The sequence below is a fragment of the Actinoplanes sp. NPDC051343 genome (assembly GCF_044455125.1).
Classification (GTDB): Bacteria; Actinomycetota; Actinomycetes; order Mycobacteriales; family Micromonosporaceae; genus Actinoplanes.
The window spans coordinates 196,456-209,944 of record NZ_JBITEL010000016.1 but is presented as its reverse complement, the minus strand read 5'-3'; the positions used below and the strand labels follow the sequence as shown (position 1 = coordinate 209,944).

Genomic DNA, 13,489 nt, shown 5'->3' with positions numbered 1-13,489 from the left:
CGGCGAAGCGGCGGACCGCGGCGAAGCGGCGGACCGCGGCGAAGCGGCGGACCGCGGCGAAGCGGCGGACCGCGGCGAAGCGGCGGACCGCGGCGAAGCGGCGGACCGCGGCGATAGGGGGGCGGGCCGCGGCGAGAGGCGGGCGGGCGCGCGCCGTCGAGGACCGTCTGGCCGCAAGCAACCGTCCAGCCTGGAACACTCATTTGGTCCGCAATGCGTTCCGGCTGACCGCCTGTCGAGACGCCGACGCGCCGTCAACGCTGACGCCGCCCGGGCCGTCCTCGAAGTGGTCTTCGCTGAGGCCGGCTGCGCGGCGGGGCCGGGGACGGGGCGGCGCGGGGCCGTTAGGGGATGAAGGCTACCTCCGGGAAAGCGCGGCTCGGGCCGTCGAGCAGGGGCGAGTGCCGGCCTCGGAGGTGCTGGTCGAAGAAGGCCAGCGGGTAGGCCTGCTGGATGCGCAGCGCGCGGGCTGGTGGGAGGGTGCCGATCCAGGTTTCGAGCTCCTCGTCGCTCATGCCTAGGGCGGCGGCCAGCTGGGGGAACAGCACCTGCAGGTCGCAGTAGGAGGGGTGGATGGCGCCGGCCGCCTGGATGTTGAGGCGCCAGCCGTGCAGGTGGCTCCAGAAGTCGGCTACGGCCGGGTCGGTGGAGCGGGGGTGGTCGGCGGTCATCAGCATGAACGGGCGGTCGAGGTCGGTGGTGATGGGTGGGTCGCAGACCATTGGGCCGTCGAAGCTCAGGCCGGCCTTGATGCGGCGGTCGGCGATGGCGGCCAGGGCGATGGCGGTCGCGCCCTTCGACCAGCCGAAGGCGCCTACGCGGTGGGGGTCGAGCGCCCGGCGGAAAGGGCCTTCGAGAACGTGGTCGAGGACGGTTCGGATGTCGGCGGCGAAGTCCGGCGGGTACATCGGCGGGTTGTCGACCGGCTCGAGGACCTGGCCGCCGGGGAACTGGGTGTACGCGTCGTAGGTGTGGTCGACCGTGACCACGATGTAGCCGTGACTTGCCAGTTCCTGCACGACGATCGTCGCGTCGGAGCGGTGGTCGTGGGCGCCGTGGGAGAAGAGAACCACCGGCAGACGTGCACCCTTGAGGATCGGCGCGCCCAGGTGCCCGGCCGTCAGTGGCGCGAGCGCCGCGTCGGCCGGGAAGCCGGCCCCGCTCACGTAGGCCCGCATCACCGCGGGCGGCATCCACGCCGCGCGTGGATGCGATCGGACGTCGCCCGCCGGGTACCAGATGCTTGTCATCAGCTCGCGCTGCCGTGACCGGTCGACGACCGGCACCTCGACGATGCCGATCGGGTGGGGACCGGTGGGGCCGGGCAGGCGAAGCTGCAAAGGGCCCGAAGGAGGCGCAGAAGAGGAAGCGAACGGCAGGCCGGCTCCCACGGCCAGAGCACTACCCATCAAGCGACGGCGCGTCATGCCGCCGTTTTCGCCACGTGTGGTCATCGGACCTCCCGGTCGAGAGTGGATGGTCCGATCGTGCCGGGCTACGGGGGGTGGGGCATCCGCCCACGGGATGGTCTGCGGGCCGTGGCGTCAGCCCTGGGGCGTAGGCCGGTCGGCGAAGTACTTGTCGAGGTATTCGTTGACTCGGGCCAGGTTGACGCGCGAGCTTTCGGACGCCCGCTCCTCCCAGGCGAACACGCAGACGGTCGCGATGCCGTCGAAGCCGACCTCGTTGAGCGTGCGGAAGAACAGGTCCCAGTCGACCTCGCCCTGACCGATGTCGAGGTGCTGGTGGATGCGGGCGGTCGAGCCGGGCGGGTTCACGATGTACCGCAGGCCGGACGAACCGCGGTGGTCGAACGAGTCGGCGAGGTGGACGTGGGTCAGCAGCGGCCCGGCGTGCCGCATCACCGCGGCCAGGTCGCCGCCCTGGTGGAACGTGTGCGGTGCGCAGTACAGGAAGGACACGTTGGGCGAGTTGATGCCGCGGACCAGGTCGACCCCGGCGATGCCGTCCTCGATGAAGTCGTCGGGGTGCGGTTCGAGTACGAGCCGCACCCCCTCGCGCTCGAAGATCGGCAGCAATTCCTCGAGGGACCGCCAGAATTGGGCCTCGCTGACGTCCGGCTGGGACGGGCGGCCGTTGAACTCGGAGTTCATCACGTCCACACCCAGATCGACGGTGATCTGGATGGCCCGCTTCCAATAGCGCACCGCGGCTTGCCGGGCGTCCTCATCCGGCCCCGACCAGCGGTAGAGCGGAAGTACGGACGAGACCTGGACGCCCGCCGAGGACAGCGCCGAACGGAACGCCGCCACCCCCGACGAGTCGATCCGCGGGTGCAGGAAGAACGGCATGAAGTCGTCCCGGGGGGACATCTCGATGTACTGATAGCCGAGATCGGCGACCAGGCCGGGAAGGGAAAGCAGCGGCACCGTGCGCAGCATGTAGGGATCCAGCGCGATTTTCATACCGCGACCGCCGGAGAAGACGAGTAGAACGCGGGCTTGGTAACCAGGGAAACCGGCTCTCGTGCACCACCCCGCAGCGCGGAGACAGCGGCGTCGGACACCACAGCCGCCGCGTACCCGTCCCACGCCGATGGGCCCGACGGCGAGCCCGTGGAGAGGACCGAGTCGATCCACTCCTGGAACTCGACGTCATAGGCGGCGATGAACCTGTCGCGCCAATCCGCGGGTACCGGATCGGAAACGCGACCGGCCACCCGTACGGAAACCGGCGAGAGCGACCCCAGTGCGGCCGTGCCGTTCTCGCCCAGGATCTCGCCTCGAATGTCGTATCCATAGCGGACATTGACCGAGATCTCGACGTCGACGAGCACGCCGTTCGCCATCTCGAGGAGCAGGAAGAGCGGGTCCTGCAGTTCGCCGCCGTTGCCGCTCTTGCGCGGAATGAGAACCGATGCCGCGGTGATCTCGGAGTCGAACATCCAGCGCACCATGTCGATCTCGTGGACCGCGGTGTCCGTGATCGCCATCTCCTTCTCGTAGAAGGAGGGCACCGAGGCGTTGCGGTGGGCACAGTGCATCATCAGCGGCGCGCCGATCTCACCGCTGTCGATCACCGCCTTCAGCGCACGGTACGCAACGTCATATCGCCGCATATATCCGACCTGCACGAGGCGGCGACCGGCGGCGACCTCGGCCTCCACGATCCGAAGGCACGCGGCAGCAGTGGTAGCGAGCGGCTTCTCGCAGAAGACGGGCTTTCCGGCCGCGATGGAAGCCAGCACGTATTCCTCGTGAGTCGGCCCCCACGAGGAGACGACCACAGCGTCGACGGAAGGCGCGGCGATCAGCGACGCGCCGTCGGGGAAGACGGCGGCACTGGCCGGCGCGGCAAGAGAAGCCGCCGCCGCGTCCACGTCGGTCACTGCCACGACCTGGACGCCGGAAAGAACAGACGTCATCCGCCGAATGTGGTCCTTGCCGATCATCCCGGTCCCGATGACTCCAACCTTGAGCATGGACACAGAGCTCCTAACGGCCGAGTTCGTGGGACAGCTCGGCAAGCTCGTCGCCGCCGGCCATCTGCGCGGTCAGCTCGTCGAGCGTGACCTGCTTGCTGGTCTTGTCGAGCACGGCCTGGCCGAGTTTCAGGATCACGAAGTGGTCGCCGACCAGGTGGGCGTGGTGCGGGTTGTGGGTGATGAAGACGACGCCGAGGCCGGCGTCGCGGGCCGCGGCGACGTACTTGAGCACCACGCCCGACTGCTTGACGCCGAGCGCCGCCGTCGGTTCGTCGAGGATGAGCACCCGGGCTCCGAAGTAGACCGCCCGGGCGATCGCCACACACTGCCGCTGGCCGCCGGAGAGCGTGCCGATCGGCTGGTTGATGTCCTTGACGACGATGCCCATCTTGCGCAGCTCGCTGTCGGCGATCTCGCGCATCTGCCGGATCTTGAGACCGGCCAGCGGGAACTTCCCGGCCGAGACCTCCGATCCGAGGAAGAAGTTGCGCCAGACCTCCATCAGCGGCACCACCGCGAGGTCCTGATAGACCGTGGCGATGCCGTGCCCGAGCGCCTCGCGCGGCGACGAGAACGTGATCGGCTTGCCGTCGACCTTGAGAACGCCCTCGTTGTGCGGGTGCAGGCCCGACATGATCTTGATGAGAGTGGATTTGCCGGCGCCGTTGTCACCCAGCACGCAGGTGACCTCGCCGGCGTTGACCCGCAGGTTGATGTCGCGCAGGGCGCGGATCGCGCCGTACGCCTTACCGACGTTGTCCATCTCGATGAGCGGCTCGCCGCGGTGCAGCTGGTTGTCGGCGTGCGCGGCCAGGGTGTCGGTCATGGGTCACCCCACCTTCCGGACGGTGGATATCCGCTTGATGTAGAGGTTGACCAGCACGGCGAGCAGGAGCATGACGCCGAGGAAGGCCTTGAACCAGTTCGGGTCCCACCCGGCGTAGACGATGCCGAGGCTTGTCATGCCGAAGATGAACGCGCCGATCGCGACACCGATCGCGTTGCCGAAGCCACCGGTCAGCAGTGTGCCGCCGACGACCGCCGCGATGATGTAGAGGAACTCGTTGCCGACGCCGTTGCCGGCCTGGAGCGTGTTGAACCGGTAGAGCGTGTGCATGCCGACGAACCAGCCCAGGAACGACACGGTCATGAACAGACCGATTTTCGTACGGACGACCGGTACGCCGACCGCGCGGGCGCTGTCCGGGGCGCCGCCCACCGCAAAGATCCAGTTGCCGGTCCGGGTGCGCTGGAGAATCCACGCGGCGATCGCCACGAAGATCAGCCACCAGATCACCGAGCCCCAGACCGTCACCGACCCGATCTTGAAGTTGGAGGCGAAGATCTTGCCGAGCGAGTCGTAGCCGTCGATCTTGCTGATGTCGGGCGACGAGACGGCGTTGGTGACCAGCTTGGTGACGCCCAGGTTGGCGCCCTGGAGCACGAAGAACGTGCCGAGCGTGATCAGGAAGCTCGGAATCCCGGTCTTCATCACCAGGAAACCGTTGAGGAAGCCGATCAGCAGGCAGAACACCAGCGAGAGGAGAGCACCGATCCACAGGTTGACGCCCAGGTCCCAGCAGAACAGGGCGTTGACCAGGCCCGCCGTGGAGACGATGACGCCGGCCGAGAGGTCGAACTCGCCACCGATCATCAGCAGTCCCACGCCGACCGCGACGATCCCGATCGTCGACGACTGGTAGAGGACCGTGAAGAACGAGTCCCACGACCGGAAGGCCGGGGCGACGGCGAGGAAGAAGATGAAGATGACGATCGCCGCCACCAGGGCGCCGATCTCCGGGCGCGCGAGCAGACGGTTGCTCAGGCCCGGCCGGACTCGTCCGGCCGGGTCGGACGGCGCCGCTGCCGGCGCCGCCTCGACGGTTTGGCTCATGACAGCACTCCGATTCGGACGGGCGTCAGCGGGTGTTGTTCTTGGTGAACGGGAGGATCTTGGCGATGTTGTCCTTGTCGACGAACGACGGGCCGGTGAGCACGGGCTTGCCGCCGCCGATGTCGTTGCCGTTCTTCAGGTAGAGGTAGAGCGAGGTGACGGCCATGTAGCCCTGGACGTACGGCTGCTGGTCGATCGAGAACTGGATCTTGCCGTCCGAGATGTCCTGCGCGGCTTCCTGGTTGAGGTCGAACGTCGCGATCTTGGCCTGGCTGTTGGCCGCCGAGACGGCCTTGATCGCGTCGATCGCCTGCGGGGCACCCAGGGTGACGATCCAGTCGATCGACTTGTCCTGCGCCAGCTTGGCCTGCAACGTGTTCGTGACGGCCGAGTCGTCGGCGCCGTTCACCTGGAGGTTCACGGTGCCCGGGTTGGTGGCCTTGACGCCGGCGCAGCGGGCTTCGAGGGCCACCGAACCGGCCTGCTGGATGATGCAGAGCGGGTGCTTGCCGCCGGCCTGGGTGATCCGCGTCCCGGCCTGCTGGCCGGCCAGCGACTCGTCCGAGCCGAAGTACATCAGCGCGCCCATCTGCTGGTACTGGTCGATGCCGGAGTTGAAGCCGACCACCGGGATCTTCGCCGCGGTCGCCGCCTTGACCGCGCCGGCCAGCGCGTCCGGGGTGACCAGCGTGGTCGCGATGCCGCTGACCTTGGAGTCGACCGCACTCTGGATCAGCTGCGCCTGCTTGGTCGCGTCGGGGTCGTTGGAGTATTTGAGGGTGACGCCCTCGTCCTTCGACGCCTGCTGCGCACCCGCCTTGACCTTGTCCCAGAACGTGTCGCCCGGGGTCTCGTGGGTGATGAACGCGATCGTGTAACCGGAGCTGCCCGCGGCGTTGCCGCCGCCGCCCGAGCTGTCGGTGGTCTTCTCCTTGCCGCCACTGCTGCAGGCGGCGGCGCCGAGGACCACCACGGAAACGGCGGCCAGCATTCGGAAGGATTTCCTCATTGAATCTCTCCAGGGGTGGGACGGGATATCAAACCGGCGGAGTTGAGATAGCTGCGCGTCCGCTGGGCGATCGGCAGCGGCCGGTCGAACTCGACCGGGTACATGTCCTGCTCGACCACGACGAACAGTTCGGCGTCGAGGCCCGCCAGAGCCTCGAGCACCGACGGCACGTCGGGTAGTCCGGCCGGCGGTTCGACGCTGGCGCCCATCGCGACGGCCTGCCCGAACGGCAGGTCCTCGGCGGCGGCTCGGGCGGCGATCCCCGGGTCCATCTGTTTGATGTGCACGTAGCCGATGCGGTCCGGGTATTTCCGGATCAGGCCCGGCACGTCGGCCCGGCGGTAGGCCAGGTGACCGGTGTCGAGGCAGAGCGACACGAACCGAGGATCGGTGCCGTCGAGGTAGCGCTCGGTCTGCTCCTGGGTCTCCACCTGGTAGTCCGCGTGCGGGTGGAAGCGGAAGTGCAGGCCGTACTCCTCGAGCAGCATGCGGCCGAGCTCGTTGCTGTGCTCGGTCAGCCGGCGCCAGCCGTCGGCGTCGAGTTCGGCCGGCTCCCGGTAGGCCCCCGTGACGTCGTCGCGGTAGCCGGGCACCGGGACGAAGATCAGATTTTCCGCGCCGAGCGCCTGGGTGAGGACGGCGACCTTGCGGGTGGCCTCGACAAGCGAAGGCAGGTCACCGTGCGGTCCGCCGAGACCGGCGACGGTGCCTCCGGCACACGACAACCCGCGGGCGGCGAGCTCATCGGTCAGGCGCGAGGGGTCGGTCGGCAGATAGCCGTACGGGCCGAGCTCCAGCCAGTGATAGCCGGAAGCGGCCAACTCGTCGAGGAACCGGGCCCAGGGCGTCTGGCGGGGGTCGTCGGCGAACCAGACCCCCCACGAGTCGGGGCAGGAGCCGAGCTGCAGATTGCGGATCTCCATGGGCACCTTCACGAAGCCGTCGGGAAGTGGAAGGAGGCCTCGGAGGCGTGCGAGATGTGCGGCCATCGGGAGGTCACGACCTTGGCGCGGGTGTAGAAGGAGACACCCTCGGGACCGTGCACGTGCTTGTCGCCGAAGAGCGAGTCCTTCCACCCGCCGAAGGAGTAGTAGGCCATCGGCACCGGAATCGGGACATTGATCCCGATCATGCCAACCTTTACGCCGCGCTGGAAACGACGCGCCGCCTCGCCACTGCTCGTGAAGATCGCGGTGCCGTTCCCGTATGGGTTGCTGTTGATCAGATCGATGGCGGAGTCGACGTCGTCGACCCGCACGGTCGACAGCACCGGGCCGAAGATCTCCTCGGTGTAGACGTCCATCGACGGCGTCACCTGGTCGATCACGGTCGGCCCGACGAAGAAGCCGTTCTCGTGGCCGGGCACGGTCAGTCCGCGCCCGTCGACCAGCACCTTGGCGCCCTGCGCCTCGCCTGCGCCGATCAGCGACTCGATCCGCTCCTTCGCGGCCGCGGTCACCACCGGACCCATTTCGCTGGCCGGATCACGACCGGGACCGACGCTAACGGAGAGGGCCTTGCGGACGACCAGGTCCATCAGCGCGTCGCCGGCCCCGCCGACCGCCACCGCGGCCGAGATCGCCATGCACCGCTCCCCCGCCGACCCGAACGCGGCCGCCGTCAGGTGCCCGGCCGCGTAGTCGAGGTCGGCGTCGGGCAGCACGATCGCGTGGTTCTTGGCCCCGCCGAGCGCCTGCACCCGCTTGCCGGTCGCGCTCGCCTGCTGGTGGATGTAGCGGGCGATCGGTGTCGACCCGACGAACGAGACCGCGGCGACGCCCGGATGCTGCAAAATCGCGTCGACCGCGACCTTGTCGCCGTGCACGACGTTGAAGACGCCGTCCGGCAGGCCGGCCTCGGCCCACAGACGGGCGATGAAGTTGGACGCCGAGGGGTCGCGCTCGGACGGCTTGAGCACGAACGTGTTGCCGCAGGCGATCGCCACCGGGTACATCCACATCGGCACCATGGCCGGGAAGTTGAACGGCGTGATGCCGGCGCAGACGCCGACCGGCTCGCGGAAGCTGAACACGTCGACGCCGGTCGACGCCTGGTCCGAATATGATCCCTGGAGCAGGGTCGGGATGCCGCAGGCGAACTCGATCACCTCGAGGCCACGCTGCACCTCGCCGGCCGCGTCCGAGAGCACCTTGCCGTGCTCGTCCGAGATGATCTCCGCGAGGTCGGAGACCCGCGAGTTGACCAGTTCGCGGAAGTTGAACAGGATCTTGGTGCGCTTGCTCAGCGACGCCTGGCTCCACTCCACGAACGCCGCCTGCGCCGCGGTCACCGCCGCGTCGACGTCCTCCGCGGAGGCCAGCACGACCTCGTGCTGCTGCTCACCGGTCGCCGGGTTGAAGACCGCGCCGCGCCGGTTCTCGGAGCCGGACGTAAACGAGCCGCCGATCCAGTGCTCAATCGTTGACATGAAACGAGTCCTTAGAGATAGAGCCGCTGAGAACGCTTGGCGGCTTCGTAGTCGGCGTAGGCCGATCGGGTCGAGTCGAGGGAAGAGGTCGACGAGACCGGCACGTCCCACCACGACTCCGACGACGGAACCGGGGACAGCGGATCGGTCTCGATGTGCACCACGGTCAAGTGATCATTCGAACGGGCCTGTTTGAGGCCCTCCGTCAGGTCGGCGATGGTGCGGCAACGGATCACGGCCGCGCCCAGGCTTTCCGCGTTGGCCGCCAGATCGACCGGCAGATAGGAACCGTCGTAGTCCTGATCCGAGCCACGGAACCGGTAGCTGGTCCCGAATCGCTGCGAGCCCAGGGACTCCGAGAGAGCGCCGATCGACGCGAAGCCCTGGTTCTGGACCAGCACGATGATCAGCTTTACGCCGTCGGCGATCGCGGTGACGATCTCCTGCGACATCATCAGGTACGACCCGTCGCCGACCAGCGCGAACACCTCGCGGCTCGGGTCGGCCAGCTTGATGCCGAGCGCGCCGGCGATCTCGAAGCCCATGCACGAGTAGCCGTACTCGACGTGGTACTGCTTGGGATCCCGCGCGCGCCACAGCAGCTGCAGGTCACCCGGCATGCTGCCGGCCGCCTGCACCACGACGTCGCGCTCGCCGGCGGCGTCGTTGACCACCCCGATCACCTCGGCCTGCGCGGGCAGGGGTCCATGTCCCATCCGGTACGCGGCGTCCACCCGCTCCTGCCACGCGGCCACGTCCGCCCGGTACGGCTCACCGGCGTACCGGAAACCCGGCAGCTGCGTGAGCAGCGCGGAAAGCCCGGCCCGAGCGTCGGCGACGATCGGATAAGCGGCCTGCTTGGCCGCGTCGAACGCGGCGACGTTGATGTTGACGAACTTGACGTCGGGGTGCTGGAAGGCGGTGCGCGACGCCGTGGTGAAGTCGCTGTAGCGGGTGCCGACGCCGATGATCACGTCCGCCTCGCGGGCCAGCCGGTTGGCGACCGGGGTGCCGGTCGAGCCGACGCCGCCGACCGAGCTCGGGTGGTCCCAGCTCACGGCGCCCTTGCCGGCCTGGGTGTCGGCGACCGGGATGCCGGTCTCGCGGGCGAAGCGGTCGAGTTCGTTGCTCGCCTCGGAGTAGATCGCCCCGCCCCCGGCCACGATCAGCGGCCGTTGAGCGTTGCGGACCACCTCGGCCGCCCGCGACACGAAGACCGGCTCCGGTTGCGGCCGGGCGACGTGCCAGACCCGCTTCGCGAACAGTGCGTCGGGGAAGTCGTACGCCTCGGCCTGCACATCCTGCGGCAGGCAGAGGGTCACCGCGCCGGTTTCCGCCGGGTCGGTCAGCACCCGCATCGCCGCGAGAAGAGAGGCCGGCAACTGCGAGGGGCGCCAGATGCGGTCGAAGAACTTCGACAGCGGGCGGAACGCGTCGTTGACCGAGACGTCGTAGGTACGCGGATCCTCCAGCTCCTGCAGCACCGGCGCGGCGACGCGGGTGGCGAAGACGTCGGACGGCAGGAGCAGCACCGGAATCCGATTGACCGTGGCCAATGCGGCGCCGGTGAGCATGTTTGTCGAACCGGGCCCGATCGACGCCGTGCACGCGAAGGTCGACAGCCGGTTCTTCATCCGCGCGTAGCCGACCGCCGTGTGCACCATCGCCTGCTCGTTGCGGGCCAGCCGGTAGGGCAGGTCCGCTTCCCCCGTGCGCTGCGCCTGCAGCAAGGCCTGGCCCATTCCGGCGACGTTGCCGTGACCGAAAATGCCCAGGCACCCGGCGATCGTACGCTGCTCGACGCCGTCCCGCTCGGTCCACTGGTTGGCGAGGAACCGGACCACGGCCTGAGCCACGGTGAGCTTCACGAGCCCATCCTTTCGGTGCGGGTCAGTCTTCCGTTGCTGGTCGTCAGGGGCAGGCGCGGGTCGACCGGGGTGCCGGTCCACGAATTGCGGACCCAGCCGTGCGCCGGGTCGTCGCGCACCAGCCACTCGCGGGCGCCGGGTCCGGCCATGACGTTGAGGTAGTAGAGGTCGTAGCCGGGCGCGGCCATCGACGGACCGTGCCAGCCGTACGGGATCAGCACGACATCGCCGGAGCGCACCTCGGCGCAGACGTCGATCGGGCGGTCGGCGTGGCCGTACACCCGCTGGAAGGCGCTCCCGGCGCCGCCGGCCGGGCTCGGCGCGACCTCGAAGTAGTAGATCTCCTCCAGCCGCGACTCGCCCTCCCCCGCCTCGTCGTGCTTGTGCGGCGGATAGGACGACCAGTTGCCGCCCGGGGTCAGCACCTCGCAGGCGATCAGCCGGTCGCAGTCGAAGTTTTCCGGCGTGCAGAAGTTGTTGACCTGGCGGCTCGCCTGCCCGGCCCCGCGCAGTTCGACCGAGACCTCCTCGGCCGGGCCGTAGCGGAACGGCAGCTTGCGGTCGGCCCGGGCGGCGGGCAGCGCGAAACGGCCGCCGTTGGGAGCGCGCACGGTCACCGACGAGCTGCGCGGGACGTACGCGAAATCGGTCACCCGCGAGAACACCGAGCGCCGCCCGGTCAGCGTGACCCGCTCATCGTCGCAGGTCACGTCGCAGCCGCCGGACAGCGGCAGCACGAGCATCTCGTCGTCGCCGGTCCGGAACTGCGCCCGGCCGCCGGGCGCGAGTTCGAGCACGCGCAGGCCGCTGTAGCGCCAGCCCGCCCGTTCCGGGGTGACCACCAGCTGGAACGGCTTGTCGGCGGTGCTGCCCTTGCGCACCAGGGGGTTGACACGACTCATAGCAATCCCACCGCCCGATCGACCGCGTCGGCCACCGTGCCGGCGGCCGGGTAGAGAAGAGATCGCCCGATCACCAGGCCGTGCACGGTCGGCAGGGCGAGGGCCTTGCTCCACTGCGCATATGCCCCGTCGGCGTCGTCCGACACTTCGCCGCCGAGGATCAGCGCGGGCAGGGTGGTCGCCGCCATCACCCGCTCCATGTCGGGCACGACCGGCACCTTGAGCCAGGTGTAGGCCGAGGTGTTGCCGAGCCCGGCCGAGACCGTGCAGGCCCGGATCATCGCCTCGGCGGTCAGTTCGTTGCGTACCCGGCCGTCGACCCGGTGCGAGATGAACGGTTCGACCATGGCCATCTTCTTGCGGCCCGCCAGCGCGGTCACCGCGTTGCCGCAGGCCTCGAGCGTGCTCACGGTGCCGCTGTCGGCCGGATCGATGCGTAGCAGCATCTTGCCGCCCTCGAACCCGGCGGCGGCGATGGCGTCCGCGTCGTAGGCGGTGAACCGGTCGTCGATCTCGAACGACGTGCCGGCCAGCCCGCCGCGGTTCATCGACCCGATCACGACCTTGTCGTCGAGCGCGCCGAGCAGCAGCAGGTCTTCGAGGATGTCCGGGGTGCCGAGCACGCCGTTGACGCCCGGCCGGGCCAGCGCGGTGCGCAGCCGGTCGAGCAGGTCCTCGCGGTTGGCCATGGCGAGCGGGTCGCCGCCGGCCCGCAGGGCGCCCCGGGCCGGGTGATCGGCTGCGATGATCATCAGCCGGCCGTGGTCGCCCAGGATCGTTTCCGGCCGGCGCCGGGATGCGGCCGCCTCCGCGATCGCATCCGGCCGGCGCACCCGGGCGTCCAGCAGCTCACCGAAACTACGCATGGTTGGCCTCCAGTGCGGCCCGGACCTCGGCCTCGGTCGGCATGGCGTCGGCACACGACAGGCGTCCGGCGACGATCGCACCGGCCGCGTTGCAGAACCGCATGACGCTTTGCAGATCCCATCCGGACAGCAGGCCGTGACACAGCGCGCCGCCGAACGCGTCACCGGCACCGAGCCCGTTCACGACGTCGACCGGCACCGGCGGCACGACGACCTCCTCGCCCTCCCGGCTCGCCATCACTCCGGCCGGCCCCTGCTTCACCACTGCAAGATCAACCCCGGCCTCATGCAGGGCCGCGGCGGCCTTCCGCGGTTCCCGTACGCCCACCGCCGTGTCGATCTCATCGAGGTTGCCCACCGCGACCGTCGCGTAGGAAAGCGCCTCCGAGTACCACCTCCGGGCCTCGGCGCGCGCCTCCCAGAACATCGGGCGGTAGTCGAGGTCGAAGACCGTGATGCCGCTCTTGTCGCGGGCCTTGAGTGCGGCCAGGGTGGCGGTCCGCGACGGCTCCTGCGACAGGCCCGTGCCGGTGACCCAGAAGATGCCGGCGTTCCGGATCGCCTCGAGGTCGAGCTCGCTCTCGTAGATCTCGAGGTCGGGCGCCTTGGGGAACCGGTAGAAGTAGAGCGGGAAGTCGTCCGGCGGGAAGATCTCGCAGAACGTCACAGGTGTCGGCAGCGTGCTCACCGGCGTGACGAACCGGTCGTCCACCCCGAAGCCGCGCAGCGCGTCGTGCAGGAACTCGCCGAACGGGTCGGCCCCGGTGCGGCTGAGGAGCGCCGTCCGCCGGCCGTAGCGCGCGGACGCGACGGCCACGTTGGCGGCGCTGCCACCCAGGAACTTGGCGAAGGTGCGCACCTCACGCAGGGAAGCGCCGATCTGTTGTGGATACAGATCGACACCCAGGCGTCCCATCGTCAGTACCTCGTCCAGGGGCATGAGGAGTCCTTGCTTTTTGGCTGGCCGGTTACGGCGCGATGAAAAGAAGAGTTCGCCCTAGGTTTGCTGATGTCGATGTAATAACGTGAGGGCTTCCCCGTCAATACTTTGTCATGACAAACTGAATAACGAAGGGA

General features: G+C 69.0%; 13 protein-coding genes. All 13 read right to left on the bottom strand.

Features of this window, described 5'->3' with window-relative positions:
• Positions 1-181 (bottom strand): hypothetical protein (locus ACIA5C_RS40775; protein ID WP_396065104.1); only part of this gene is annotated, 181 nt, incomplete at its 3' end.
• A gap of 163 nt (positions 182-344) precedes the next feature.
• Entirely contained in the window at positions 345-1,340 is a 996-nt protein-coding gene (locus tag ACIA5C_RS40770) for an alpha/beta hydrolase family protein (protein ID WP_396065101.1), read from the bottom strand.
• Positions 1,341-1,544: 204 nt separating this feature from the next.
• Complete coding sequence (locus ACIA5C_RS40765; RefSeq protein WP_396065098.1) at positions 1,545-2,426, bottom strand: sugar phosphate isomerase/epimerase family protein; 882 nt, start codon at positions 2,424-2,426, stop codon at positions 1,545-1,547.
• Positions 2,423-3,442, bottom strand: coding sequence for a Gfo/Idh/MocA family protein (locus ACIA5C_RS40760; RefSeq protein WP_396065095.1), 1,020 nt, complete (start codon positions 3,440-3,442; stop codon positions 2,423-2,425). The genes ACIA5C_RS40765 and ACIA5C_RS40760 overlap by 4 nt, the downstream gene beginning before the upstream one ends.
• Positions 3,443-3,455: 13 nt before the next feature.
• Positions 3,456-4,271, bottom strand: a complete 816-nt coding sequence (locus ACIA5C_RS40755) for an ATP-binding cassette domain-containing protein (protein WP_396065093.1) — start codon at positions 4,269-4,271, stop codon at positions 3,456-3,458.
• A gap of 3 nt (positions 4,272-4,274) precedes the next feature.
• Positions 4,275-5,339, bottom strand: a complete 1,065-nt coding sequence (locus ACIA5C_RS40750; protein ID WP_396065090.1) for an ABC transporter permease — start codon at positions 5,337-5,339, stop codon at positions 4,275-4,277.
• A 25-nt stretch (positions 5,340-5,364) separates the two neighbouring features.
• Positions 5,365-6,348: a substrate-binding domain-containing protein gene (locus ACIA5C_RS40745; protein ID WP_396065088.1), complete on the bottom strand. Its 984-nt coding sequence runs from the start codon at positions 6,346-6,348 to the stop codon at positions 5,365-5,367.
• Entirely contained in the window at positions 6,345-7,271 is a 927-nt protein-coding gene (locus tag ACIA5C_RS40740) for a TIM barrel protein (RefSeq protein ID WP_396065085.1), read from the bottom strand. The genes ACIA5C_RS40745 and ACIA5C_RS40740 overlap by 4 nt, the downstream gene beginning before the upstream one ends.
• Positions 7,272-7,279: 8 nt before the next feature.
• On the bottom strand, positions 7,280-8,776 hold the full coding sequence (locus ACIA5C_RS40735; protein WP_396065082.1) for a CoA-acylating methylmalonate-semialdehyde dehydrogenase: 1,497 nt from the start codon (positions 8,774-8,776) through the stop codon (positions 7,280-7,282).
• An 11-nt stretch (positions 8,777-8,787) separates the two neighbouring features.
• A complete protein-coding gene (gene iolD, locus ACIA5C_RS40730) occupies positions 8,788-10,644 on the bottom strand; it encodes a 3D-(3,5/4)-trihydroxycyclohexane-1,2-dione acylhydrolase (decyclizing) (protein WP_396065079.1) in 1,857 nt (618 codons plus the stop codon).
• Positions 10,641-11,546, bottom strand: a complete 906-nt coding sequence (gene iolB / locus ACIA5C_RS40725; protein WP_396065076.1) for a 5-deoxy-glucuronate isomerase — start codon at positions 11,544-11,546, stop codon at positions 10,641-10,643. Before iolB ends, iolD begins: the two co-directional genes overlap by 4 nt.
• Entirely contained in the window at positions 11,543-12,412 is an 870-nt protein-coding gene (locus ACIA5C_RS40720) for an aldolase (RefSeq protein WP_396065074.1), read from the bottom strand. The genes iolB and ACIA5C_RS40720 overlap by 4 nt, the downstream gene beginning before the upstream one ends.
• Entirely contained in the window at positions 12,405-13,352 is a 948-nt protein-coding gene (gene iolC, locus ACIA5C_RS40715; protein WP_396065071.1) for a 5-dehydro-2-deoxygluconokinase, read from the bottom strand. The genes ACIA5C_RS40720 and iolC overlap by 8 nt, the downstream gene beginning before the upstream one ends.
• Between the last annotated feature and the right edge of the window lie 137 nt (positions 13,353-13,489).